At 44.7% G+C, this 26,040-nt stretch carries 19 protein-coding genes; 10 read left to right on the top strand and 9 right to left on the bottom strand.

Going from position 1 to position 26,040, the window contains the following annotated elements; genetic code table 11:
• Positions 1–70: 70 nt before the first annotated feature.
• Genes EIP89_RS04935 through msrB form a run of 5 tightly spaced genes read right to left on the bottom strand, consistent with a single transcriptional unit; the run spans position 71 to position 4,872 of the window.
• Complete coding sequence (locus EIP89_RS04935; protein ID WP_124397553.1) at positions 71–841, bottom strand: class I SAM-dependent methyltransferase; 771 nt, start codon at positions 839–841, stop codon at positions 71–73.
• Positions 842–851: 10 nt separating this feature from the next.
• The gene (gene tamL / locus EIP89_RS04930) at positions 852–3,092 is read right to left on the bottom strand and encodes a translocation and assembly module lipoprotein TamL (protein WP_218019329.1); all 2,241 of its coding nucleotides are present in this window, start codon (positions 3,090–3,092) and stop codon (positions 852–854) included.
• Between the two features lie 47 nt (positions 3,093–3,139).
• Positions 3,140–3,574, bottom strand: a complete 435-nt coding sequence (locus EIP89_RS04925) for a hypothetical protein (RefSeq protein ID WP_124397551.1) — start codon at positions 3,572–3,574, stop codon at positions 3,140–3,142.
• Between the two features lie 31 nt (positions 3,575–3,605).
• Entirely contained in the window at positions 3,606–4,367 is a 762-nt protein-coding gene (locus EIP89_RS04920; RefSeq protein ID WP_218019328.1) for a rhomboid family intramembrane serine protease, read from the bottom strand.
• A 13-nt stretch (positions 4,368–4,380) separates the two neighbouring features.
• Positions 4,381–4,872: a peptide-methionine (R)-S-oxide reductase MsrB gene (gene msrB, locus EIP89_RS04915; protein WP_124397549.1), complete on the bottom strand. Its 492-nt coding sequence runs from the start codon at positions 4,870–4,872 to the stop codon at positions 4,381–4,383.
• A gap of 75 nt (positions 4,873–4,947) precedes the next feature.
• Here msrB and EIP89_RS04910 point away from each other — a divergent pair, with 75 nt between their 5' ends.
• The 3 genes from EIP89_RS04910 to EIP89_RS11720 all read left to right on the top strand — a co-directional run bounded on the left by EIP89_RS04910 (position 4,948) and on the right by EIP89_RS11720 (position 11,323).
• The gene (locus EIP89_RS04910) at positions 4,948–6,966 is read left to right on the top strand and encodes a sensor histidine kinase (protein WP_124397548.1); all 2,019 of its coding nucleotides are present in this window, start codon (positions 4,948–4,950) and stop codon (positions 6,964–6,966) included.
• Entirely contained in the window at positions 6,963–8,246 is a 1,284-nt protein-coding gene (locus EIP89_RS04905) for a replication-associated recombination protein A (RefSeq protein ID WP_124397547.1), read from the top strand. Before EIP89_RS04910 ends, EIP89_RS04905 begins: the two co-directional genes overlap by 4 nt.
• A gap of 170 nt (positions 8,247–8,416) precedes the next feature.
• On the top strand, positions 8,417–11,323 hold the full coding sequence (locus EIP89_RS11720; RefSeq protein WP_124397546.1) for an OmpA family protein: 2,907 nt from the start codon (positions 8,417–8,419) through the stop codon (positions 11,321–11,323).
• Between the two features lie 80 nt (positions 11,324–11,403).
• Here EIP89_RS11720 and EIP89_RS04895 read toward each other — a convergent pair whose 3' ends face one another.
• Complete coding sequence (locus EIP89_RS04895; protein WP_124397545.1) at positions 11,404–12,420, bottom strand: radical SAM protein; 1,017 nt, start codon at positions 12,418–12,420, stop codon at positions 11,404–11,406.
• A gap of 131 nt (positions 12,421–12,551) precedes the next feature.
• Between EIP89_RS04895 and EIP89_RS04890 the strand changes: the two genes are divergently transcribed.
• Positions 12,552–13,547 carry a pseudouridine synthase gene (locus EIP89_RS04890; RefSeq protein WP_124397544.1) on the top strand — a complete coding sequence of 332 codons (996 nt, stop codon included), beginning with the start codon at positions 12,552–12,554 and terminating at the stop codon, positions 13,545–13,547.
• A 29-nt stretch (positions 13,548–13,576) separates the two neighbouring features.
• Entirely contained in the window at positions 13,577–15,991 is a 2,415-nt protein-coding gene (locus tag EIP89_RS04885) for an AsmA family protein (RefSeq protein ID WP_124397543.1), read from the top strand.
• Between the two features lie 45 nt (positions 15,992–16,036).
• On the opposite strand, the gene EIP89_RS04880 is transcribed toward EIP89_RS04885, so the two are convergent.
• From EIP89_RS04880 to ettA, 3 genes are read right to left on the bottom strand one after another with little or no spacing between them, the layout of a single operon-like run.
• Positions 16,037–16,567, bottom strand: a complete 531-nt coding sequence (locus tag EIP89_RS04880) for a 3-hydroxyanthranilate 3,4-dioxygenase (RefSeq protein ID WP_124397542.1) — start codon at positions 16,565–16,567, stop codon at positions 16,037–16,039.
• Between the two features lie 5 nt (positions 16,568–16,572).
• Positions 16,573–17,100 (bottom strand): DinB family protein, encoded by a 528-nt coding sequence (locus tag EIP89_RS04875; protein WP_124397541.1) that lies wholly within the window; start codon positions 17,098–17,100, stop codon positions 16,573–16,575.
• Positions 17,101–17,112: 12 nt separating this feature from the next.
• Positions 17,113–18,807 (bottom strand): energy-dependent translational throttle protein EttA, encoded by a 1,695-nt coding sequence (gene ettA, locus EIP89_RS04870; RefSeq protein ID WP_124397540.1) that lies wholly within the window; start codon positions 18,805–18,807, stop codon positions 17,113–17,115.
• Positions 18,808–18,923: 116 nt separating this feature from the next.
• Between ettA and EIP89_RS04865 the strand changes: the two genes are divergently transcribed.
• The 5 genes from EIP89_RS04865 to EIP89_RS04845 all read left to right on the top strand — a co-directional run bounded on the left by EIP89_RS04865 (position 18,924) and on the right by EIP89_RS04845 (position 26,026).
• Complete coding sequence (locus tag EIP89_RS04865; protein WP_124397539.1) at positions 18,924–19,643, top strand: hypothetical protein; 720 nt, start codon at positions 18,924–18,926, stop codon at positions 19,641–19,643.
• Positions 19,644–19,649: 6 nt separating this feature from the next.
• Positions 19,650–20,618: a ribonuclease Z gene (locus EIP89_RS04860; protein WP_124397538.1), complete on the top strand. Its 969-nt coding sequence runs from the start codon at positions 19,650–19,652 to the stop codon at positions 20,616–20,618.
• Positions 20,611–21,819 (top strand): MFS transporter, encoded by a 1,209-nt coding sequence (locus EIP89_RS04855; protein ID WP_124397537.1) that lies wholly within the window; start codon positions 20,611–20,613, stop codon positions 21,817–21,819. The genes EIP89_RS04860 and EIP89_RS04855 overlap by 8 nt, the downstream gene beginning before the upstream one ends.
• A gap of 310 nt (positions 21,820–22,129) precedes the next feature.
• Positions 22,130–24,034: an alkaline phosphatase PhoX gene (locus EIP89_RS04850; RefSeq protein ID WP_124397536.1), complete on the top strand. Its 1,905-nt coding sequence runs from the start codon at positions 22,130–22,132 to the stop codon at positions 24,032–24,034.
• Between the two features lie 78 nt (positions 24,035–24,112).
• On the top strand, positions 24,113–26,026 hold the full coding sequence (locus tag EIP89_RS04845) for a cytochrome-c peroxidase (protein ID WP_124397535.1): 1,914 nt from the start codon (positions 24,113–24,115) through the stop codon (positions 26,024–26,026).
• The last annotated feature ends 14 nt before the right edge of the window (positions 26,027–26,040 follow it).

Raw genomic sequence — 26,040 nt, 5'->3', positions numbered from 1 at the left:
GAAATTCAAGCGATTAACAAAAAATTTGGCGCAAAATTATATAAATAAAAAAAGTTTCAAATTGCAATTGTTAAATTTTTCGAGCAATGTAGAGCAGTTCGTCGGGCTGAACTCTAAATCGATCGATTTGTTCGGGGGTTAAGAGTTTTTTTACATCGAAAACTTCGACCTTAAATCCTGCCTGCTCGAGCCGGCGTGGATAGTCGGTGCCATATACGCGCACGTGGTCGTACTGGCCAAAGATGCGTTCGCGCTCAGCGCGATCGGTGATGGTTGGGTCGCTGAAAGTTTCGGAGCGGTTTATATCGAGGGGTACTTGCATAATGGCCCAGCCGCCTGGCTTCATGATGCGCCTGATCTCTTGCATGCAGCGGATGTCATCGTTTACGTGTTCCAGCACATGGTTGCAAAAGACCACGTCGTAGGTATTATCGGGCAGAGGGATGTCGTGTAGGTCGAAGTGCAGATCTGCCAACGGCGATTCGAGATCGGCTGTAGTGTAGTCGAGGTTTTTCATTTTCTTGAAGCGCCCATAGAAGCATTGCTCCGGAGCGATGTGAAGCACTTTGAGTCGAGCGGTGAAGAAATCGGTTTGTTTCTTCAGATAAATCCACATCAGGCGGTGGCGCTCCAGGCTGAGCGATGCCGGTGCCAGCACATTGGGCCTCTGGCGGTTGCCATAGCCATACGGCAATAAGCTTCGGTATGTTCGCCCGTCAATGGGGTCTTCGTATCGAGAGCCGTACATAAAAAGCGCCAAAACATCTTTGGCCAGGTAACTGCCTCTGATGAGCCAAGTCCTGGGAATGTATTTGAGCAAAAGGCGGAAAATTTTTTTCATTCTGGAAATATTAAAAAGGAAAACCTAAACCCGGCTGAAATACCCAATATTTCACTTCAGTCGGCGAAATCCAACGCTCACCAGAGGCAAATGCAGGGTTGTATAAAGGAATACCCACATCAACCCGGATAATAAAGAAATCAAAGTCATAACGAAGGCCTACACCGGTGCCCAGCGCAAGGGAGCTAAAAAAGTTGTTAGTTGTAATAATTTGGTCAGGATGATAGTCTTTAACCATTTTATCGGTACCTCTGATGGGCAGGTTTTCATAGAAAATATTTCCGGCATCAAGGAACAAAGCTGATTTAAAAGCTTTGTATACAGTAAAGCGGTATTCGAGCGAGGTAAGGAGCTTGATAGGAGCCGTATTAATGGGCAAAGATGCAGGCGATGTGCCCGGACCGATTGAAAATGCTCGAAATGCCCTCAAATCGTTGGCCCCACCGATGAAATACCTCTTTTCAAAAGGGGCTTGAAAAGCATAGGTTGTGTCAAACGAATTTCCATAAGGGCGTGTATAGCCGGCAAAGAGTCGTAAAGCCAGGCTGTTGTTTTTGTTGAAGTAGTAATAGCGCCGAATGTCAGCCTCAAACTTTACGTACTGAGCATACGCTACGCCGAAGAGCTTGCTCACGTTATTAGCATCTGTCGGAAGGTCGAAAAGAGCATCAATCAGAGGGAGAAAACCCGTTCCGGCTAATTCAATCAAACCTCTAAAAAACAGTGCTTTAGGTTGATAGCTGGGTTTTTGGCTGTTGTAAGTGTAGGTGTATCGAGAGGCAGCAATAAAATTGTCGCGAAAGCCAAACAGCAAAAAAGCACTTTGAGCAAAATCGGGGTCGATTTTAAACAGGCGGATGTAGTTAAGCTCCAGAAGATCGATTTGATGTGTTTTTTGAGTACTTTCCTTCCATTGGTAGTTTAAGCCCGCTCGGTACACGACGCGGTCGAATTGAAAACGCTGCTGGCGAATGATACCCGTAGAAAGCCTGCTTCGGGGTTCCATTCTTTTCGGCAAGAGTCCTTCAGTATTGAAGGGCAACAGAAATCTTGGGAACGTAATGGCAGCCTCAGCACCGATTTCCAGAGTATTAAATCCACCGGTTTGCCCTTGTGAAAGTTGTACTTCGAGTAATCCGGTAAGTGATAGAGAGAAGATCTCGCCTTTGCCAAAAGTATTTCTGTTCAACCAGCTCACACTGCCGCTCACACCGCGCTGGCCCGATGAAATGCTGCCTTCGGCACTCAGGCTGATTCCCTGGCGGCTTTCGGGCGAAAGTCTTATCTCTGCGGTTAGTAAGTCGCTTAAAGGGTCCTTAGGCCTAAAGTTTATTTCTGTTCCCGTAAAAAGCTTAAGATTGTTTAAATGTCTAAAGGTTTCGCGCACGCGGTTTTCGGAGTAGTACATCCCGGGTTGAAATTCAATAGCATCTGTAAAAACCCGCGGATGGAAGATGTTGTCTTGATAAATGTACAAATCATACCCGCGGTGTTTGATCTCCGTAGGCGAAGTGCGCAGCTCAGCTCGCCGAGGTAAAAGGTGTATTTGTACGTTTTGGATTTTGTAAGGATACAACGACACATAGCGCACCGAATCACCGTCTTTTATCGGCTTGGGCAAAATATTCATTCTGAGCGAAGCCTGTCTAGGTGGTGTGGAGATAGTGTCGATATCAAATGTGATAAAGTCTTTAGTAAAGTCGTAAAACCCATTGTTTCGAAAGTCTCTAGAAATTTTTTCACGCAGCTGATCTAAAGAATTAACGTCCAGAAGCGAGCCAGGCTTAATGGTGGGATATCCCACCACATTGGCAAACATGGAGTCGATCGCCTCAGATGAATTGTTGATCGAGAAATCGTACACGGTATAAGGTTCGTTAAGCGTCACGCGGTAGATGACTTCCACTTTGTTTTGCCGCTTGTTTTTAAATTTCTTTTCATGAACTACTTGAGCCGAAAAAAAACCTTTATTAAATAGGTAAAGCTGCATCTGCTGGCTTGAGCGATAGGCTTCAGATTCGTTGTACAGAACTGGAGCCTCTCCGATTTTTTTAAATAAGCCGCCCCAGTTATACACATACAGCGATAGCGGCAGAAAGAGCAAGCGCGTATTGGGTTGTTGTTTTATGATAGGTTCGAGCTCTGCCGATTCTACTCCTTTTTCCTTTATTTGAATGGTGTTTTTTTTCAAAAGGGCTTGCCCGTCAGGCACATACCGAGTAGTGGAACAGCTCCAGCTCGTGGCTGCCACTGTAATTAAAAACAGAAAAACACGGTATGTAGTCTTCTTGTTGCCTCTCACTCTAAGTGATAGTATTGCCAGTAATATCCCTTTTTCTTCTTAAACTTTTTGATGGTCAATTTTTTAATGGCTATACCAGCCGGAATACCAATGAAGGCTGCCATCAAGTAATCGCGGTCCCAAGCAGGGAGGTTATTAATCGTATTGTTAATCGGTGGAATGACCAACGCAAATGCACCGGCAGCCAACACAGCATCGCCAAACAGGCGATGAAACTGATTTTGGTAGTGAATTTCATCGACCAGTCGCAGAGGAATGTGAAACTGACTGACGTCTATGTACTGGCTATCAATATGCCCCACTAAACCTCTTATTGTGGTGCTGTCGCGATATTGAATTACAGAAATCTCCATACCGGGTTTGATGCGCAGTTGTGGAGCCTTCTGAGGATGCATTATGTAGAGCACACCCTGACCTACTAATACATTCACAAAAACCAAAGTAAGTGCTGTAAAAAGTAATTTATTTCTGTGGCTTGGTATAATGGTAGGTGATGTGGCGATATCTGACGTCGGATATGCTGGTTTCGTACTCAGCTGGAGCTTCAGGAAACAACTTGATGAAAGAAGGTTTTTTTTTGGAAAAGCCCTCAACAGGCGAGGAGTAATAGGGATCATGATGGCGAAAATACAAAGCCAAGATAAAACCAGTAAAACCACCAGCTAAATGGGATTCCCACGAAATGTGCGGATGAATCGGAAAAATGCCCCAGAACAATCCACCGTACAAGAAGGCCACGAGCAAGGATATGGCTAGCAAGTGTACTTTGCCTTTTATTAAACCGCTGAAAAAGACAAAAGAAGCAAATGCATACACCTGTCCACTTGCCCCAATGTGGTAATGTTCGCGCGCAATTATCCATACTAAAATTCCCGTAATGATGTATCCTAAAAGGATGATTTTGTGCGAAATAGATGAATAAAAATAATTGATTGAAAGCAATAACAAAAACAGGGGCAAAAGATTGTTGAGCAGATGCGATAAACTACTGTGCACGAAGGGTGTGATGAAGATGCCAAACAAACCTTCGAGCGTGCGCGGCAATAGTCCAAATCTGTAGAGATCGAGGTAGAAATAATCATCGAGCCAATACACTATCACGAGCGCAAAGGCAATAAAGAGAGGCAACTTCCAAAATCGCTCTCTTAGTGCTGGCTCTGAAGGATGCTCTCCCGTTGTAAATTTTGGGATCAAAAGGGCTGGCGATGTGGTGTTGTATTTCAAATCAGCTGAGATTCTATTTCTTTTTAAAGTCAATAGCTACCGAATTGATGCAATAGCGAAGCCCTGTTTCGGTCGGTCCGTCGTCGAATACATGTCCGAGATGGCCTCCGCATTTTGCGCACAGCACTTCAGTGCGAATCATGCCATGGGAGTAGTCGGGCTTTTCTACGATGCTTTGGCTGCTGATTGTGCGGTCGTAGCTCGGCCAGCCACAATGACTGTCAAACTTGCTCTCCGACGAAAAAAGCTCATTTCCACAACCTTTACACACATAAATGCCCGGCTCAAAGTGTTTGTAAAACTTGCCAGTAAAGGGTCTTTCCGTTCCCTTCTGCCGGAGAATGTAGAATTCTTCTGGAGTAAGGCGTTTTTTCCACTCCTCCTCGCTCAATCTTATTTCGAAGTTTTCACCATTGTTTGAAGTCACTTTCTGCGTGTTTTTAGTTTGACATTGAACATTCAAAGACACAAAGAACACTAAAAGATGAAAAGATAGTTGCTTCATTTTGTTCAAAAATTCATAGCTCAATACAAATATATTTTTATTTTTACCGCGATACCGTACTTTTTAAGCACTGCTATGATTAAAAGGCGCATTTATTACAGCTGTTTTTTTTTCATTTATTTTATTGCATCGGCTTTTGCTGGAAGAGTTATAAATGTATCGCCTGGAATTGACCGACTTTTCGAAAAATCCATATCGAAATATTTAAATGTTTACATCGATAGCAGCCAATCACTATCAATAGAAAGCATATCCTCGTACATTGATCGATTTGAGCGCTGGAAAAAGGACAACGTTCATTTGGGGACCAACCAAAATCCGATTTGGTTTTACACAGATATCAACAATCAGTCAAATGAAGACGTCATCTTGCAGATCGGATATCCGATTTTAGATACCATTAGTTTTTACCTGGTTCGTAATGGCGTGGTTGTAAAAGAATTTACTACCGGCTCTTCTTTTGAATTTGAAAAGCGCGAAATCCTTGGGAATTATTTCAAATTTATTATTCCACCGGGGCAGAATCAGGTATTTTTCAGAGTGAGAAGTTTTTACAACGTTCAATTCCCTGCCACGCTGTATGCATGGAAGTCGTTAAATTATGAAAATTCAAAAGAAGCTCTCTTACAAGGAATTTACATCGGATTTGTGGTAATAATTGTACTCTACAACCTTTTTTTTTATCTGAGCATTCGTGATTCAATTTATATCTGGTACATTCTCCATGTAGCAGCCACGGCTATCATCACCCTGCATCTTAACGGCTATACGTTCAAATATCTGTGGCCCAAGCTGCCTATTATCAATCAAAATGAGCCAATCATTTATGGCCTTGGCATTTTTACTACATTGTTTTCTATTAAGTTTTTGCGCCCAGAGACTTTTTCTCGGTTTTGGAACAAGGTGCTTTGGGGCATTTTCTGGTTAAATGTTCCTGTATTTATCCTGCCCTTTGTCGGAGAAAAACTCTTGGCCAATATGGTTGTTCAGTTAGTTGGATCTTTTGGGTGTTTTCTGATGCTTGTGGCAGGCTTTGCACTTATGTTAAGGGGTTACAGGCCTGCAGTTTTTTATGTCATAGCCTTTTCGTTTTTGTTAGTCGGAGTTATTCTTTCCATAATGGCAAGAATGAATATTCTGCCCAACATTCCGGTTTTTGTACATGCTTCACAAATCGGATCAGCTTTGGATATGATTATGCTCTCATTAGCAGTGGCTGATCGTGTAAATGAGGGTCTGAGAGAACGAAAAAAACTAAAAAATCAACTGTTAAAAGAAGCTGTAGAAAAAGAAAACATCATCCGCCAGCAAAATTTGATGCTCAAAGACGAGGTAGATCGGCAGACAAGCGATCTAAAAAAAGCAAATACAGCTCTAGAAAAAGCTGCCCAAGAGCTCAAGGCTAAAAACGAATATCAAAACAAACTTCTTACGATCGTAGGGCAGGATCTAAAGGGCAGCCTCGCAAACGTAACCGGCCTACTTGAAATATATCGCGATAAACCTGAGACCATCGACCGAGACACCTTCGACCTAATGTATACTTCGGCCCTAAACACCACATCTATCCTTCAAAACCTTTTGGTCTTTGCTCAGATCAACAATTCGGATCTAAGACCTGGGAAATTCGTTTTTAATCTCTACACACTCATCAGCAGAGTGATTTCTCAAATTAGGCCTCAGGCTTATAACAAACACATTGATTTAAGTATCGACTGTGCAAAGGAAACAGAGATATCAGCTGATGAATTTTATTTGGAGGTTGTATTGCGCAATCTGTTGGCCAATGCCATTAAGTTTACACCTCAAGGAGGCAAAATAAAAGTTCAAGTCAAGGAGTTGCCGTCCGGACAAATCGAACTATCTGTGCAAGATACTGGAGTGGGCATGAGTGCAGAGAGAGTAGAAAAATTCTTTTCAAAAAATGGCGATTTCACAACGGTGGGAACTTCAGGTGAAAGGGGAACAGGTATTGGCCGTATTTTGATAAAAGAGCTTGTCGATGCGATGAAGGGCACCGTAAGCATTGCCTCAGAGCTTGGCAAGGGCACAACGTTTACACTTACTTTTAACCGAGCCAACTCAGGAAAATGAACAACCCTCCACTGGCTGAGCGCCTGCGTCCAAAATCGCTTGAAGAATTTGTCGGCCAAGAGCATCTCACAGCGCCTGGCAAGCCGATCGAATACATGATTCGAACGGGTCAACCAGTTTCAATGATTTTGTGGGGACCACCCGGCTCAGGAAAAACGACATTGGCTGAGATCATAGCCCGTTCATGTCAACGCACGTTTTTTTCCATCTCAGCTGTTTCAGCTGGTCTTCGCGATGTGCGCGAAATTCTGGACCGAGCCGCCAATGAGAGAGGTATTTTTTCCGCAGGCGCGCCTATACTTTTTATCGATGAAATCCACCGCTTTAACAAAACCCAACAAGATGGGCTGCTCCACGGCGTGGAGCGCGGCCACATCGTACTTATAGGAGCTACTACAGAGAATCCGTCGTTTGAAATCAACAAAGCACTGCTCTCGCGCATGCACGTGTATGTGCTCCATGCACTTGAGCCAGATCACTTAAAAAAATTGCTCGCCAGGGCACTTGCGCACGACCAAAAAATTGCCTCGCTCGGCCTGAAAATACCGGACGCAGAGGTGCTGGTACGCATGGCCGACGGCGATGGAAGAAAACTTCTTAGCTTACTGGAGATCCTGGCCATGAATGCTGTGCCCGGCGAAACTCTTACCCCAGAACGCTGTCTGGAAATTTTACAGCGTAAGACTCCTTATCACGACAAGACCGGAGAAGATCACTACAATTTGATTTCAGCTTTTATAAAGAGTGTCCGAAATAGTGATGCAGATGCAGCAGTGTACTATCTTGCAAGAATGCTCGATGCTGGTGAAGATCCTCTTTTTATCTGCAGAAGGTTGATCATTTTAGCCGCTGAAGATGTCGGGCTTGCTAATCCCACCGGGTTGGTGATGGCCAATTCTACATTCGAAGCCGTTGAAAAAATAGGCATGCCAGAAGCCCGCATTCCGCTGTCGATGTGTACCATTTATCTGGCGCAATCGCCCAAAAGCAATTCGGCTTACACAGCCATAAATGCCGCTTTGGCTGAAGTGGCGCAGTCAGGTCAGCTTCCGGTGCCAATTCATTTGCGAAATGCGCCAACACAATTAATGAAAGACTTAGGCTACGGCAAAGAATACAAATATTCGCACAACTATCAGGGCAGCGTTGCCGATCAGGAATGTTTACCTGACCAGCTCATCGGCAAGAAATTTTATAAACCCGGCACTAATGAGCGCGAACAACAGAGTGCTTCTCGCGTTGAGCGTTTAAAAGCTGCTGCTCGAGAAAAAAAAGAATAAAAATTCTTTAGTTTCTTCAAAAATCACTTGTTACCTGAAATTGAGTCTAGTCGTACTGTAATTTCAACATTGCCCATTGAATTCTTGACTGAAAAATTACCACAAATGATGTAGGTCAAAATCCATTTAAAGGTTGCCCCTTTGCAAGGTGAACCCAACCTGATTACAAAATGAAAAATTCATTTCTCGTTCTTGCGGTGGGCCTTGTGTTAACGGCACATAGTCAGTCGGGAGACAAATTCATGAAAAAGGGCGACTATCGCTCAGCTGCTTATGCCTACGAAAACGAAGTTTTGTTAAAGCCATCCAAATATTTTGATATGGCCAAAGCGTACTTCATGATGCGCGATATTGAAAAGGCCATAAGCGCTCTAGAAAATTACAAACAAAAAGACCCTAAAGCCAACCTGGAAATGGCAGACTGGTGGCTAAACATGCTGCGAAGAGGTGATGAACCCGTAAAATCGGTAAACATGGGCGACAGCATCAATACATCAGTAGCTGAGCTAATGCCTCTGATCGCACGCGATGGCAAGCGAATGTATTTCGCGGCTCGCAAACGCACAGGCGGCAGCGGTGGGTACGACATCTGGTACAGCGACCGCCGTGAGGATGGCACATGGAGCAACCCCAGGTTGATAGAAGCTCTAAGCACGCAAAAAGACGAAGTGTTGTGGAGCTTGTCGCCAGATGCGCAGGTCGCCTTGCTGGGAGGTAAACACGCCGGCCGCTTTGGGAAGGACGATATTTACTACTCCGTGCGAAATGCCGAAGGCCGCGAATGGAGTCAGCCCTGCAATTTGGGAGCTGCTATCAATACCAAAGCGTACGAAGGCCAGGCCTGTATGGCAGCTGACGGGCAGACAATCCTCTTTGTGAGTAATCGCTCAGGTGGCAGCGGTAAGAAGGACATTTACATGAGCCGACTTACCCCAAATGGCTGGAGTACGCCTGTGAACGTAGGCAGTGTCATCAACACTGCTGGCGACGAGATGTACCCTAAACTTAGCGCTGACGGTAAGACGCTTTACTTTACTTCCAATGGACACCAGGGCTTCGGAGGGCATGACATCTTCATGGCCCGGCGGCTCGACGATAGCTACACCCAGTGGAGTACTCCTGTGAACATGGGGCCATACATCAACACCATCGGCGATGAATACGACTTCTCCATCACTACAGAGGGCAATTTGGCGTATTTTTTCCGCAAAAGCCCCTCTCAAAAAAACAATACCGACATTTATCGAACCATCATCCCAATCCTTTTAAGACCTGAGAAAACTGTAAACGTAGTAGGTACAGTACTTCACGAAAAAGACTCAGCAGCATTGCTCAACATTAAATATACAGATCTCAGCATTGGCCGCGAAGTAGCCAGAGTGGCAACTAATGCATCCAGTGGTGCATATTTTACACAACTGACACTTGGCCGAAAATACCTGGTGGAAATTAACACACGTGGATTTCTTTATCTATCAGATACGATAGATCTTTCTGACATACGAAGTCTCATTCCTCGCGACAGTTTTAAAAAGCGATTAAGTGAAGAGCTGCAGGCTATATTACTGCAAAAAACTATGCTGGAAAAAAAACTCAATGAAATCGATAACCGGTTAAATTCTGAGAGCGAGCGTATAAAAGAAGAATACGAAGCTCTACTAAAAATGCTGGCCCAAAGCGAAATACACCTTCGTGCAATAGCAGCTGAGGTAGAAAACTCTCGTGACCGCTGGCTGCTCGAAGATGTAGTGATACCAGATATTGTGCGCAACTACAAGGTGCAGCGCAGCACTGTAGGTGCGAGCTTTGAGCTAAAAGATATCTACTTTGATCTAGGTAAAGCTACCCTGACTCCACAATCGCGCACCTCGCTCGATGCTTTGTATGAAATTCTCGCCAAAAATGATATATATATTGAGCTGGGAGGGCATACCGACTCTATAGGTAGTGATGATAACAACCTTCGGCTTTCACAAGAGCGAGTTAATGCCGTAAAAGACTATTTGGTCAACAAAGGCATTAATCCACAGCGGATAATAGCAGTTGGATATGGCGAAACCCGTCCCGTGGCCGATAACCGAACAGATGAAGGCCGCAGAAAAAATCGACGGGTAGAAGTTACAATCATCGACCGCCGGGCAGTTCTTGCCGGTACAGATGACCTCAAAGAAGAAAAACCCATGGAACAAGCAGCTACCCAAACGTTTGAAATATCGGATTATTACTCCACCCTAAAGGCAGCCGCAAATCTGGCTGGCTTACCCAAAGGAAGCCCATGTGCCAATATAGCGCCCAAACAAGTCAAAGAAAAAGCAGTTAAAACCCGCAAAGAAAAAAAGGTGCGCGAACGCAAAGTAAAACCCACCGATTCCGATGATACCATCATAATAGCCGATGTAAAGCCTCGTAAGAGTAAGAGAAAGCGCAGAAGAGGAGGCGACATTGTAATAATCGATGGTACTGGCAATGGAGGCAATGTATATGGAAACACCACACCTGCTACTACCAGAAAGCCAAAACGCGATGTAATACCCGATGGTCATTACATTTATAAAACACTGAACCTTTCGTATATGAACATGGAAATCGTGCCGAATGGTTTGCTATCCATAGGTTCATTTACTGGATTACAACTAAATATGTCGGCTGGTTCCTTCCTCGAAACACACCTCACTTATTATCTGGGTGGAAGCAATTTAGATTGGGGGGCAAATCTGTCCCAGTTGTTCAAAATCAACATTGGTAAAATCGTACGCCTGCCCCTGCAAGCCATGGCTGGATATCGCATCGATTATTTCAACCTTACAGATGTTACACCCTTAGGCAATGACAAAGAGCATCAGGGTTTTATAAGCTTCCCGGTAGGCTTGCGCTACAATCTCGCTTTTAGCGAAAACTTCATCATAGCTCCAGAATATCTGATCAATTTAAATGGTTTTACATCTGATGAAATTGGTACAGCCAGATATACAAGTATCGGAATACAAGCCCGTTGGAAATTTTTACACGGTGGACTTTTCATGAACCGCGGTGCTGTTATCAATTTCAGCGGCTTTAAAGTTGGCGTGTCGTTTTAAGAGCATGTTGAGTTGTTTAAGGAAATCCGCAGAAGAAGAAAGGGCGCCATTACGGGCGCCCTTTCTGGTTTTTAATTGGCTTAAAATCCTTCACATTTAGCACAAAGTGGTACTTCAGCATTTCGACCTTTCGCAATTTTATCCAGCATCCACATGCGTTTAGCACTTAAGTAAAGTCCGGCCAGAGAAAAATCAGGGTATTTCCCAATGATTCCCTTGCCATTCAAATCGGCACAACACACTGTGGCGTGTCCATCGGCTAGAAGCACTAAGCTGTGCAGCAACAATCTGCAGCCGCGCTTGTGTAGCGGCAGTGGATTGGGTACAGGTGTGAAATCCTGAATGAGTTGACCACCCCAGTCGTGGGCAAAACGCACTTCGTAGTCATCAGCTAGTTGCAGCAGCTCAGCAAATTCTTTATTGTGAAGCACTGTTTGTGGAAGCTGGTTTTTGTCGAGTAAAGTAATGAATTCCACTTGTGGTGACCGCTGTGACAAACGCGCTGCCTGCATATACGAAAGCACCGTTTCGCGAAAGGTCTTCCAATGAGCTCTATTTCGAATGTACTCATACATTTCAGGTGAACCGCCATCCATGCTAAACCGCAGTAAGTCCACGGCCTGAGTAGTCTTTAGCGCATCGGCTAGCTTGGGCCTATACACTGTGCCGTTAGACAGTAAACTCACTTTGGCAAATGACTTATTGAGCTTTACTGCTTTTTTCTTGGCCTCGTCGATTAAGTAAAGCATTTCGTCCAGTTGTGGGTGTAAGGTGCTCTCACCTCCGTTGTGCAAGTGGATCCACTGCAAAGCGGTAAGCCTTCGATCCGTTAAAAGTTCATTTAAAAGCTCTTCAAATACCACTAGATCAAAGCGATGTTTTGGTTTTGAATGTTCAAGTGCGCAGAATCGGCAGCGCAGATTGCAATAGCTTACCGGTTCAATGTAGAGCTCGTGAAAGTTGTTTAATGGGTTTCCAAATTTTTGAAAGCGCAAGTAACGGTACTGAAATAAGGCAGTAGAGGCTACCCTCGCCATGGGCCATACTATGGAGTTAGCATTTACACGCTTGCTAATGAAGTTTTTAACTTTTCTCAACTTTCCTTCTCATTAATAGTGCAAAATGAGTTTAGTTGCTAAAAAGCATTCATGATTTTCGTTAGAATTAAACTTTACTTACATGCATTGCTTTATTAATTACCTACCTTTGCAGCTTATTATCACGAGCTATGAATACATGGGATAAAAACAAAGGCGAGCGCTCTGGAAAGCCTTTGGCCCGGGAGGGTAAACCCAACAACAGAAACAACAATAAAAAATCACATTCTCCTTCGAACTTTCAAACAAAGAATTCTTACCAAGACAAGAAACAAGACTTCCGAAAGAAGGAATTCACGTCTGATTTTAAAAGTCGAGAAAAGAATTTCGAGCAAAAATCAAACTTCAAAGGCGGATTCAAGAGGTATTACAAAAAACCACAAGAGCCACAACAAACCATTGCGGAACCAAAAGACAATCTCGTAAGGCTCAATAAATTTCTCGCCAATGCAGGGATTTGTTCGCGCCGTGAGGCCGACGAACTCATTCGTCAGGGATTAGTAGAAGTAAATGGCAAGATCGTCACCGAAATGGGCATTCGCATTGATCCTGAAAAAGATGTAGTGAAATACGGCGGAAGCACCATCAAAGGCGAAAAAAAAGTGTACATCTTGCTGAATAAACCAAAAGGCTACATCACGACGACCAAAGACGAAAAAGCGCGCAAAAATGTCATGGAGCTCGTAGCTGGAGCCTGTAAAGAGCGCATCTACCCCGTGGGCAGGCTCGATCGCCAGACTACCGGCTTGCTTTTGCTCACTAATGACGGAGAATTGGCCAAAAAGCTCACTCACCCTTCACACGGGGCACCTAAACTCTATCACGTAGTGCTCGACAAAAATGTTTCGCCCGGCGACTTGGAAAAAATTCGCCGTGGTGTAGTGCTCGACGATGGCCCAGCACCCGTGGATGAAATCGAATACGTAGAAGGCAAGGATCGCAATCAAGTAGGCATCAAGTTGCACATTGGCCGCAATCGCATCGTTCGCCGAATCTTCGAACACCTTGGCTATCAGGTGGTAGCGCTTGATCGTACTATGTTTGCCGGCCTCACCAAAAAGAACTTACCAAGAGGGCATTACAGATTTTTGACCGAAAAAGAAATAGCCTATCTAAAAATGCTATAATCCCTCGCCATTCGTTTCTTTTGTACGAAATGAATTGGATTAAAAAAGCTTTCAAAGCAGCATTTTGGATCGGTATAGCCTTTCTACTGCTTGCAGGGGGAGTATCCTTGTACTTTTATTACCAAAAAGATAAAGTAATCCAAGCAGTTATTCGCCAATTGAATGATCACCTCGCTGTACCCATAGAGGTCTACAAAGTAGATGTGAGTTTTAAACACTTTCCCCACTTAGCAGTCGTCTTCACACAAGTGCGCTGTACCGAGTCGACTGTCGAAAACCCTGAATTGCTGTTGAAAGTCGAGAATCTGTACATAAAATTTTCATTGCTCGATGTGGTGTATGGTCGATATTACATCAATGAAATTGGCCTCGAAAATGGTTATACGCACATCAAATTTTTTGAAGATGGAAGCAACAATTTCACCATTTTCAAAACAGATACTTTATCTACTACGACATCGCCTATAAATATAGAAAAATTGTATCTTAACAATATTCAAGTTACATTGAGTGATTTCAGAGATAAAATATTTACTTCTCAACAAGTCTTTACATCAGATCTTTCAACCAGTTTTAGCGATAGTGTTCACATAAAAGGATTTTGGAATGCTCAGAACATGTATGTGCGCACACCCGACATTTTATTTGAAGACAAAATTTCACATTCCGCTGTTTGTGATTTTATAAATGGTCAAGATTTTATATCACTTAAGCTAGAAAATGCTACCATTGATAGAGCAAAATTTGATTTGATTTTTACGAGAGAAAATTCGAAAGATGAATTATCATTTGAATGTCAAAATCAAAAGATTTTTTCTAATCCATCTCTACAAAAAATATTATCTAAGTACCTTTCTGATTTTAAAGTTAAAAATGATAATATTTCAGCAAAGATTCATGCAAAAAAATCAGCAGATAATTGGGCAATTACATCTACTTTCAATGGCAGTTTTCAAAAAGTTTTATGGACAAAAAGCGATATACAAATCGACGAATTAAAAGCAAAAGGATCCGCTCATTACGAAAGTAATAGTTTTGAAATCAAACTTAGCGAACTCGCTGGTCGCAGCGCAAGTACTGAAGTGACAGGTACTCTTGCCATTCAAAAACAGAAATCTAACCTGATCGATGGAAATTTGGCTGTAAAGGGTGAGCCCAATGGTTTGGCTAAGTTGGCAGGTTTTAGTCAATCAGTAAGCGGGCAAGGCGCTGTGAATGCCCAGGTACAGTTCAGATACCGAATGGACGAATCTACCGGAAGGAATAAAAACTTAGTGCTTCCCGAAAAATTTGAATGTGTGTTGCGCTCTGAGCGCCTCAACCTTCAAATAGAAAACAACAGCCTATCGATACCAGCATTACATCTTTCGATCGACAAGCAGGGAGTAAACTTTCAACAAAGGCTTTCGGTGAACGATCGAAATGTGAATGCTGATCTTCAGATAAAAGGTTTAGCCGAGTGGTTGGTTGACTCAACGGCTTTCGTTGAGGTAAGGGGTGTGCTCGAAATAGATGCGTATGATGAAAATTTTTGGAAGTCATCGGCCACTTCTTCCAGTTCACCACTGGCTGCACTCGATCGCACGCTGTTAGATGTACAAATCGAAATCGGTACCTACACCGTAAAACAATTAAAATGTACTGATATACAAGCAAAGGTTCTCAAGCAAGATAAAAACTTGGAATTTCGCCCTCTAACCATGAATCTTTTCGGGGGCACTTTGGAGTTTGAAGGGAACATTAATACTACGACAGCAGGCTACACTCTAAACGGCAAAACCCAACTGCGCCGAATAGACCTCACTCAGCTGATGCTCGGCTTCAACAACTTCGAGCAGAAGACACTCACTCATAAAAACTTGCAAGGCAAGCTCTCGGGCACTGTGCAGTTTAGCCTTCCTCTCGCTGCTGACCTCGACCCCGATGTCAGACGGATTTCGGCAGAAATGGATCTGAGGGTGCAAAATGGCAGGTTGATCGATTTTGAGCCTATGGATGCTCTCGGCCGCTTTGCCGATGTGGATGTGCTGAAAGACATTCGCTTTGACGAACTCAACAACAGACTTAAGATTGAAAATCAGCTCATTCTAATTCCGCAGTTTGAAATTCGTTCAAATGCGTTAAATCTCATTTTAGAAGGTACGCACAGTTTTGAAAATGCGATTGACTACAAGGTGGGCCTAAGTTTGAGCGATGTACTCTACCAAAAGCGAAAGTACAGCCGATCGCTCAGCGATGTGGTTTTTGAAGAAGATGAAAATGGAGCCCGCATCTGGATACGCATATCGGGCACAACCGATGAGCCTAAAATTTCTCCTATCAAGGCAGAGCTTGTGCGTTCGCGAAATCAATTGTTTTCAAAACCAAAGCAAGAACCCTCAGATTCAACTCAGCCCACAAAACCCACTAAAAGCCCTTTCAAGTTTGAGTGGGATGAAAATTGACACTTTTACAAGTGGTCAGAACTTCTAAACTCGGTATGGTCTGCATTACACAAACCTCGGGTCTGCTTCCATCGTATGGCCGCAGGCGTCGCAGGTGCGCAGAGCCTCTGATCCGTAGAATTCTCGGAAGTGCGGCAGAAAGTCTTTTTCGATGTCGTGCAGCTCAAAATAGACTTCGTACAATTTGTGATTGCACTTTTCGCAAAACCAGAGAAGCCCATCTTGATATCCTTTACCAACGCGTACACGCTCAATCACTAATCCTACTGAACCTTCAGTGCGCATGGGTGAGTGAGGTACCCCTGCTGGCAGTAGAAATATATCGCCCGGCCCGAGGTGAATGTCTACGGGTTTACCATCTTGTTGTATCCGGACGGTAATGTGCCCTTCGAGCTGATAGAAGAGCTCCTCAGTTTCGTTGTAGTGATAGTCCTTGCGCGCATTGGGTCCGCCTACTACCATTACGATGTAGTCAGTGCCTTCAGGGTAGAGGTTTTTGTTGGATACAGGAGGCTTGAGCAGATGTCTGTTTTCCTCTATCCACTGCTGTAGGTTGAAAGGTTTGCGAATTTCCATAGTGATTAGAATTTGATGTAGCGTTCGCCGATTACGTTGAGGTGGTGGTATTCGTGGCCTGTGATGATGAAAGCCAGGTCGTTGGCACAGGTTTCAAAGCTGCTCGCCCGGCCGCGGAAGAAGAGTTCATCCACTGTCATGCGGCTAAAGGTGTTGATGCTCAAGTTGCGAATCAATAAGTAATCTCTTAGCAAAGCACTTGGCGACAGGAGTTGAGCATTAAGAGCCGTGCTGTCAGCCCAACTATTTTCGTCAAAAGATGGCAATTCTGTGCTATCTCTACGGCTCATGGTAAGGGCGCGATACAAGAAGACCGTTTCTGCATCTATCACGTGGCGGATCACTTGAGCGAGTGTCCATTTACCGGCCTGGTAAGAGGTGTTTAAGTCTTTAGGTTCCAAAGAGCTTAGCATGTCAGTCATGCGCTTTTTGCCGAGCTCCATAAGATTGAGCACGTGTCCATCAGGCAATGAGGCGATATAACCTTGGTAAAAAGCTGGGACATCGGTAGGTTGTGGTTTTTTAAAATGCATAGCCTGATAGGATTATGCTTCTTTGACCAATTTCTTGTATCTGAAGCGTTTAGGTGTGGTGTCGCCAAGGCGTTTGCGCTTATTTTCTTCGTACTCTGAGAAGGATCCTTCGAAGTAGTACACTTTGGCTTCGCCCTCAAAAGCTAAGATGTGTGTACACACGCGATCGAGAAACCAGCGGTCGTGTGAAATGATGACGGCACAGCCGGCGAAGTTTTCGAGGGCTTCTTCAAGGGCTCTCAGGGTATTTACGTCCAGATCGTTTGTGGGCTCGTCGAGCAGCAATACGTTGCCACCTTCCTTCAACGCCATGGCTAAGTGCAGTCGGTTTCGCTCACCGCCTGAGAGCATGCCGACTTTTTTGTTCTGATCTTGGCCTGAAAAATTGAAACGGCCTAGATAAGCGCGTGTATTCATTCTTCGGCCTCCGAGTTCAAACTCTTCTTGTCCATCGGCCATGATTTCAAAAATGGTCTTATCGGGGTGCATTTTTTCGTGCGACTGGTCCACGTAAGCGATTTTTACAGTATCACCAATGATAAATTCGCCAGAGTCGGGTTTCTCCTGCCCCATAATCATGCGGAAGATAGTAGTCTTTCCGGCCCCGTTTGGTCCGATGATGCCCACGATTCCTGCCGGTGGCAGGGAGAAGTTCAAATCTTCATAGAGCACCTTATCGCCATAGGCTTTTGATACATGGCGGGCTTCGATCACTTGTGAGCCTAGGCGAGGTCCTGGGGGTATGTAGATTTCGAGTTTTTCTTCTTTCTCTTTTTGCTCTTCGTTCAGCATTTTTTCGTAGTTGGCCAGACGAGCCTTCGCCTTAGCCTGGCGTCCTTTTGGGTTCATGCGTACCCATTCGAGCTCGCGTTCCAGAGTCTTACGTCGTTTAGAAGCTTGCTTTTCTTCTTGTTCGAGTCGCTTGGTCTTTTGCTCCAGCCAGCTGGAGTAATTGCCTTTCCAGGGGATGCCTTCGCCACGGTCGAGTTCGAGAATCCAGCCAGCTACATTGTCGAGAAAGTAACGGTCGTGCGTTACGGCGATTACCGTGCCAGGATATTGCTGCAGATGGTGTTCAAGCCACAGTACGCTTTCGGCATCGAGGTGGTTGGTAGGCTCGTCGAGCAGAAGTACGTCTGGTTGCTTTAGTAGTAGTCGGCAGAGGGCTACCCGGCGTTTTTCGCCACCTGAGAGCACTGAGATAGGTTTATCAGGATCAGGGCATTGGAGGGCATCCATGGCGCGCTCGAGCTTAGTATCGATTTCCCAGGCATTCAGGGCATCGATTTTGTCCTGCAGCTCGGCCTGGCGGGCCATGAGTTTATCCATTTTATCCGGGTCTTCATATACTTCCGGCAGGCCAAACTGGTCGTTGATGCGGTTGAATTCGTCGAGCAGTGCCATGGTTTCTGCTACGCCTTCGCGCACGACATCTATTACTGTTTTTGTGGGATCTAATTGAGGTTCCTGTTCCAGATAGCCTACGGTATAGCCGGGCGACCATACAACATTGCCCTGATAGTTTTTTTCTACACCGGCAATGATTTTCAGCAAGGTACTCTTTCCCGATCCGTTGAGGCCGAGAATGCCGATTTTAGCCCCGTAGAAAAAACTGAGATAGATATCTTTGAGCACCGTTTTGTTGGTTGATGAGTAGGTCTTGGTGACCCCGCTCATGGAAAAAATGACCTTCTTATCGTCTGACATGGTTAATATTTTCGTTAATAATAGAAATAAGTTTTAGATAATTCTTGGAACTCCATCGCAAAATCAACTTCAGAGTTCATAGCAATTTCAGATGCGAATATCTGAAATGCCAGCTAATGTGGTCGTTGATTTTTTCATTTCTCACTTGTGAGATGGGTTTTTCCCAGGTCTTTGCCGTTCGAGGATTCATTTACAACGACAGCCGTACGCCCCTACCTCTTGAGAATCTGCACATACTTAATATTCGCACCGGAAAAGGAACCATTTCACTTTCGAATGGTTATTTTCAATTAAATGCTCAGGTAGGAGATACACTTAAGATTACCGGATTGGGCTACAAAAATCATTACCTCTACATCGATGACACTTACCGAGCTGAAATTGTAAAAGTGATGCTCACTGAAAAAGCGACCGAATTGGCTCAAGTAGATGTAACTGGCTATCGCCTTACCACCAACAATCCACGGGCAATGGAAATAAAGCAACCCCTGCTGCCGGCCGATAAAGACATTCGCGCCCCAGGCCGCAGCAGAGCTACTTTGGCCAGCCCAATTGATTATTTGTACCAAATGTTTAGCTCTCGCCATCGGCAGCTGGAAGAACTCGAGCGAATCGCCGAACGCGATGAATTTATCGATCGGCTTGACCTGGGAAACAATCGGGAGATACTGCTCGAGCTTACAGGATTGGACCAAGAAGGCTTGCGCATGCTCATTTTTTATTGTCAAATGAGCGAAGAGAAAATTTATTCTTCAAGTGATTACGAGTTGATTGCCTCAATGCTCGATTGTTATCGCAGTTTTAAGTTGAGGCGAATGTTTATGGATAAGAAATAAGTCTAAATGTCACTTAAGATTACAATCCTCGGCAGCTCAAGTGCCACACCTACAGCGCACCTCTTTCCCACTGCTCAATGGCTTGAAATCGGCAACAAACATTTCCTGATCGACTGTGGCGAGGGCACACAAATGCAGATCCGAAAAAACAAACTTTCCTTTGCCAGGCTAGATGCCATTTTTATCTCTCATGCCCACGGCGACCATTGCTTCGGACTCCTTGGGTTGCTCAGCAGTCTTGATCTGATGAAGCGCCAAAAGGAGCTGTATCTTTTTGCTCCGCCTCAAATCATTGATTTGGTTGAATTTTTCTTTTACCGCCAGAGCGATAATCCATTTACCTACATCATTCACCGCACCCGTATTTCGATGGGCGAGAAATACTTGCTGCACAGTGCCGATACCGCACGCGTGTACACCTTTCCATTGAAACACACAATTGATTGTCAGGGGTTTGTGTTTGAAGAAGTCTTTCCGCTCCGCAATGTAAACACTGATAAAATTCGGGAATACAACATCCCCTCGTGCGATATTCCGAAAATTAAAAAAGGATTTGATTGGACTTCGGATGATGGACACATCATTCCCAACAAAGAACTCACCCTTCCTTTGCCCGATGCGCTTAGGTATGCCTACTGCACAGACACCCAATATCTTTCAAATTTGCAAGATTTAGTTGGAAAGGTCGATATTCTCTACCACGAAGCCACGTACGCAAAAGCAGAAACTTCCATTGCACCACTTACAGGGCACTCTACATCCATTGAGGCAGCACAGGCAGCACTGCAAGTAGAGGCAAAATACCTGTTGATTGGACACCTTTCGGTTCGGTATAAAGATCCAACTCAGCTGCTAAACGAAGCGCGAGAAATTTTCCCAAACGCGTTTTTTGCTCGACAAAACACACAGTTTATACTCGATCGCAAAGCAGTTCAGCTTCACATCGTTGATCCTAAAGAAAGCATTCATGTCTAAAGTCGATTCGAAATCCAATCCTAAGGCAGCCCTTACAGTTTTATTCATTACAGTATTCCTCGACTTGATGGGTTTTGGCCTAATTATTCCGATTCTCCCGATTTTTGCTAAAGAACTGGGTGCCAATGGGCTAATGATAGGTATAGTAGCCAGCAGCTATTCGTTCATGCAATTTATGTTTTCAGGATTCTGGGGGTCGTTGAGCGACAGAATAGGCCGTCGGCCTGTGATCTTAATTAGCATACTTATCATGGTAGTGGCATATCTGGTATTTGCCAACGCCGGCTCGATATGGGTACTGCTCATCTCGCGATTGCTCTCCGGGCTGGGGGCGGCTAACCTTTCGGCTGCACAAGCATTCATCAGCGATGTATCTACTCCCGACAAGCGCGCAAAAAATTTTGGGCTCATAGGTGCTGCCTTTGGCTTAGGCTTCATAGTGGGGCCTCCATTAGGCGGATGGCTTAAAGACACTTTTGGCATCGAGTGGGTAGGATATACGGCTGCCATGTTTTCGGCTTTCAACTTTTTGTTAGCATATTTTATACTGCCTGAGAGTTTGAAATCAAAAAACAAAGTTTCGTCGCTCTGGCAAAATCCTTTTGGCAATATGGTGAAAGTGCTTCGGCAGTCAGAGGTAAATCAATTTTTTATCATCAACATCATCTTTATCACGGCTTTTTCGATGATGCAGATTACGGCTGCAATTCTCTGGCATGAGAAATTTCAGCTTTCAGATGCCGAGGTGGGTTACACGTTTGCCTTTGTTGGGGCACTTGCCGTGCTGATTCAAGGTTCGCTCTTAGGAAAATTCACTGCCCGATTTGGCGAAAAATCTCTTCTGGCCACTGGTAATCTTCTCTTAGCCATAGGCCTGTTGGCTATGCCGTATGTGCCGGTACACCTATTTGTGCCGCTCGAACTGTTGGCGCTGGCGCTCATTGGGTTCGGAAATGCTTTTATCAACCCCATGCTCAGCTCCTTGCTCAGCGCTGAAGTAAGTGCCCTACAACAGGGTTTTTACCTGGGAATCCTACAATCTTCAGGTTCACTTGCCCGGTTAATCGGGCCTATCATCGGGGGATCTCTTTACGATGTGCATTACACCATGCCGTATGTGGCTGGTTTTGGACTGATGTTGGTGAATTTTTCCTTCGCTTTGAGTTTTAAAAAGAGAGCAAGCCACAAGGCACAGAAGTAGAGAACTTACGTTGAATGGGTTTATAGCTTTCAAAAAAAAGATTAGAATAAGCTCTTAAGTAGAGCGATAATGAACTTGTGTTGCTTCTCTAAGATTCACTGTAGTTTAGAAGCAAGATGTTATGTAAATCAAAAAAGGGATATTCAATAATAATCAAAAATTTACATGTACTGATTTTTCGATAGCAACAATTGAAACCATTGTTAACGATCCTTTAAATTTGGTAACAATTCCTTTTAAATAACTTCAAATCCGATATACAATTTCGTAAAGTTAATTGCAGTGGTTTGTAGCGCAAAATCTATCTGCAATGAAGAAAGCGCTACTTTTCACACTCCTCACAGCTGCAGGGTTTCAGGCAGCTGCTCAAGGCTTTCAGCCTTTTACGCCCCTTAACAACGTGGATACTGCTGGTTCGGTGCAGGTGCGCGTTGGTTCATCCCTCCAGATGAAGGTTGTATTCCGCGAAGGTTCAAATTTTGTTCGTGTAAACCGCAATGACGGTGTAACAGCCACAGTACCTGCTCCCCGCGAACACGACTTTATCACCTACATCCCTGATGCGCAAAATCCAAACACAAAGGGAACACTTGTAATCAACCACGAGCGCCGTACGATCAAAGATGAGCGCCCTCAACTTGGCTGGGGTGGCGCCATGTCTGTGGTACCGGTTATTAAGGATCCTCAGCAAGGTTGGATCATCGATCAGTCTCGTTCTGCCGGCGGTGATACTTGCTTTGCTGTTGACTTTTCTACAGTAGGGTGGACTACTACAAACTGCGGTGGTGCATTATTGCCCAATGGAATGGTGCTTACGGGTGAAGAAATTTTTGCGAACTACACCTCAAACTTCCAGATTCGCAACTGGCATGATACTGCTGCAACCACCAACGGATACGATGGACAGGGCAATTATACGATCCCTGCAAATGTGCCGGAGTTTGGCGGTCAAAAGATTAAAGCATGGCAGAATTTCGGCTGGCTTACTATGATTGATCCCAATACCAAAAAAGCTGTTCGCAAGCTCTACCATGCAGGTCGCATGTCATTCGAAGGTACTATTGCGATGCCTGACAACCGCACCTTAATTCACGGAAATGACTTTGTGCCTTCATCATCGCTGCCACATGCTGCATTTATCTGGAAATATGTAGCCGATTCTGCAGGTGATTATACAAAGGGAAATCTGTATGTTTTTAAGCAAAATCCAGGTTCTTACAAAGGTCAGTGGCTACAGATTCCTCGTCACATCGACTCTTTGATTAACGCTCCTGCTATTGCAGCGCGCATGGGTGCCACAGCTTTCCAACGCATTGAATGGACAGAAGTAGATCCCACTACCGGTAAGGTATATCTGGCTGAAACCGGTCGCGACAATCAATCAATGGCTGCCTCCATGAGAACAGGTGTGACCATTCCGCGCCATTGGATCGACAACAATCTTTTCACGTTCAGCGACTCCGTTTGCCGTCATCCTTTTGGTACTGTGTTGGTACTCGAAGATGCGCTCACCAATGAACCCTCAGTGAAACCATACCTGATGGGTGGCCCTGAAGTGCCTGGCAAGCCTGCCGAAAGCCGTTTTGTGTTCAACTCCGTTGACGGTATCGAATTCGTTCAGTTTGGAAACAAACGTTACCTCCTGTTTCAGGAAGACAACATCGGAACAAACCTCGGCCGCATTGTTCCAAACTTTTTCGGGACATTCCCATATGAAATTCCAAAGGCTTTCTTGCTTGATCTCGACATTCCCAATCCGACTCCGGCTAATTTGCTCTTCCTTATGACCGGTACTCGCGATGCGGAGTTTACCGGTGGTGTATTTACTCCAGATGGATCGACTTTGTTTATCAACAACCAACACCCAGATGGCTCAGGGGGCTCTTTGGCCAACGATCAGGCTACCTCTTCTATTGGTAACGTGTATCCTTTCCAAAGAGCTACTACTATTGCTGTAACCGGGTTTAAGAATCAAGGAACTATCAACATCCCAGAAATTGAAAATGCTGAAGCACCCTTCCGCATGCATCCTAACCCGACTTTCAATGCAGTACACTTCAACAAAATCGTTGATTTTGAACTGCTCGATGCTACCGGTCGAGTAATTATGGAGCGCGAAAACATGTCGCACATCAACCTTTATGGATTGAAGCCCGGCATGTACTTCCTCCGTCTGAAGGATGGCTCTGTACACAAGATTCAGCTTGTTCAGTAATTTTCAAAAGTCTTATAAAACAGGTCTTTGGTACTCCAAGGGCCTGTTTTCCTTATTAAAAAAAGTTTTTAGTAGACTATGAAGCGGAAAGTTTTACTCTCATTTACACTTATTTCGATACTGATTGGCATCTACTCTTTTACGACTACCACCAATACTTGGGATGCCAACGTAGATAAGCCCTTAAAAGAGTGGATCGATGAGCATTTTGCCTTGCTCGACAAACAATTGGATGAGCTAGAAAACAGCACTGCACGTCTGAAAAACAAAATAGGAGTACCTGCTTTAATCCGTCAATTCAAAAAAGCGAGGTACATATATAAGAAACTTGAAGTAATTACTGCAACGGTAGATTCTTACAATGCTCGATGGATCAATGGCCCCAATCTCCCGAAAGTCGAATACGAAAAGACCATGGCCGCAGTGAGCGACCCTGAGGGCTTTCAGGTGATTGAAGAAGCGTTGTATGGAGATGAAGTGATTGAAAACAAGGATTTTATCGAAAAAAAAATTCAGAAACTGCGCTTTTATCTCAAAGAGTCGCACCGATATGTCAAATCTCAGACGCTTTATGACTGGCTGGTATTCCACAGCCTGAGAATGGCTGCTGTAAGGCTGGCCACGATGGGCATCACCGGATTTGACTGCCCGATATCACTTGACGCCATTGAAGAGGCACGACACACTCTTAATGGCATTTGGGAAGTTACTGAGCTATTTAACACTGTACTCTATGACGACCGCGAGGGATACGTAATGGTGCGCAATGCAGTGTACCGAGGTGAAGAATTATTGAATGCTGCTAAAAATTTTGATGCTCTGGACAGAGCTGAATTCATCAAAAAATGCACTGATGTCATATTCAGAGGCGTAACCTTGATGCAAGAGAGTCTGGGTACTGACTTTCCGGAAGAGCGCATTCAAGGCATATCGGTTTTAAATCCGTTTAGCAAGGGACTTTTTTATGAGGATTTTTTAAAAATCAATGAATTTTTCCCCCAAAAAACCAATAAAAAACCATCAACCGACCTTGTAGCACTGGGTAAAGTTCTTTTCTATGACCCGGTGCTCAGCGACGACCACAGCCGTTCGTGTGCCAGTTGTCATCAGCCGGGCAAGGGTTTCACCGATGGCCTGAAAACCCCCCTCTCGCTCGATGGTAAGCCATTGAAGCGCAGCACACCTACCTTGCTTAATGTGGTGTATCAGAATGCTTTTCAATGGGATGGGCATCTTACATCGCTCAGCCAGCAGTTTACCGAAGTGACGCTCAATCGCCACGAGATGAACAAAGATGCCCTGGAACTGACCCGACAGCTCAACAGCAGCGAAGAATACAGGCAACTGTTTAAAAAAGCACTTGGCAGCGAAGTAATTGACTTTCCGATGGTAATTGCTGCATTGGAAGCCTATTTGATGAGCTTGAAAAGTCTGAACAGCCCCTTCGACCAGTACATGACCGATCGAGGCCAGGTGTCGGATGAAGTACTTCTGGGTTTCAATCTTTTCATGGGCAAGGGAAAATGTGCTACCTGCCATTTTGCACCGGTGTTTAATGGATCTGTGCCTCCCTTTTATCGCGAAACGGAGTTTGAAGTGCTGGGCGTACCCGCAAAGGCCGATTGGCAAAATGCCAGCATCGACGAAGATGAAGGCCGCTACACCCTTGCACATGCAGAGCCACACAAATACGCCTTTAAGACCATGACCGTGCGCAATGCTGCGCTGACCGCACCCTACATGCACAATGGTGTCTATCACACTCTGGACGAAGTAATCCGCTTTTACGACCTCGGTGGTGGACACGGCATTGGCATTCAGCTGCCTAATCAGACGCTGCCTCCCGATCCTTTGAAGTTGACAGAGAAAGAGAAAAAAGCTTTGGTGGTCTTTATGATGGCCTTAACCGATACCACAGGGCTTACATCTCCGCCGGCTAGATTGCCGCAATTTTCAGGCGAATACAGCAGGCTTAATGCTAAAAGGCAATAAGAAGCGGTGGAAAA

The organism is Thermaurantimonas aggregans (assembly GCF_003851885.1).
GTDB classification, from domain to species: Bacteria; Bacteroidota; Bacteroidia; order Flavobacteriales; family Schleiferiaceae; genus Thermaurantimonas; species Thermaurantimonas aggregans.
The sequence above is the reverse complement of the archived record's forward strand: the minus strand, read 5'-3'. Positions and strand labels throughout refer to the sequence as shown.

Coding starts and splice junctions, on each gene's coding strand:
- msrB (WP_124397549.1), bottom strand. CDS start 4,872: ATGAAGCAACTATCTTTTCATCTTTTAGTGTTCTTTGTGTCTTTGAAT.
- EIP89_RS04875 (WP_124397541.1), bottom strand. CDS start 17,100: ATGCATTTTAAAAAACCACAACCTACCGATGTCCCAGCTTTTTACCAA.
- ettA (WP_124397540.1), bottom strand. CDS start 18,807: ATGTCAGACGATAAGAAGGTCATTTTTTCCATGAGCGGGGTCACCAAG.
- EIP89_RS04935 (WP_124397553.1), bottom strand. CDS start 841: ATGAAAAAAATTTTCCGCCTTTTGCTCAAATACATTCCCAGGACTTGG.
- EIP89_RS04890 (WP_124397544.1), top strand. CDS start 12,552: ATGAATACATGGGATAAAAACAAAGGCGAGCGCTCTGGAAAGCCTTTG.
- EIP89_RS04865 (WP_124397539.1), top strand. CDS start 18,924: ATGTGGTCGTTGATTTTTTCATTTCTCACTTGTGAGATGGGTTTTTCC.
- EIP89_RS04850 (WP_124397536.1), top strand. CDS start 22,130: ATGAAGAAAGCGCTACTTTTCACACTCCTCACAGCTGCAGGGTTTCAG.
- EIP89_RS04910 (WP_124397548.1), top strand. CDS start 4,948: ATGATTAAAAGGCGCATTTATTACAGCTGTTTTTTTTTCATTTATTTT.
- EIP89_RS04860 (WP_124397538.1), top strand. CDS start 19,650: ATGTCACTTAAGATTACAATCCTCGGCAGCTCAAGTGCCACACCTACA.
- EIP89_RS11720 (WP_124397546.1), top strand. CDS start 8,417: ATGAAAAATTCATTTCTCGTTCTTGCGGTGGGCCTTGTGTTAACGGCA.
- EIP89_RS04855 (WP_124397537.1), top strand. CDS start 20,611: ATGTCTAAAGTCGATTCGAAATCCAATCCTAAGGCAGCCCTTACAGTT.
- EIP89_RS04885 (WP_124397543.1), top strand. CDS start 13,577: ATGAATTGGATTAAAAAAGCTTTCAAAGCAGCATTTTGGATCGGTATA.
- EIP89_RS04845 (WP_124397535.1), top strand. CDS start 24,113: ATGAAGCGGAAAGTTTTACTCTCATTTACACTTATTTCGATACTGATT.
- EIP89_RS04880 (WP_124397542.1), bottom strand. CDS start 16,567: ATGGAAATTCGCAAACCTTTCAACCTACAGCAGTGGATAGAGGAAAAC.
- EIP89_RS04905 (WP_124397547.1), top strand. CDS start 6,963: ATGAACAACCCTCCACTGGCTGAGCGCCTGCGTCCAAAATCGCTTGAA.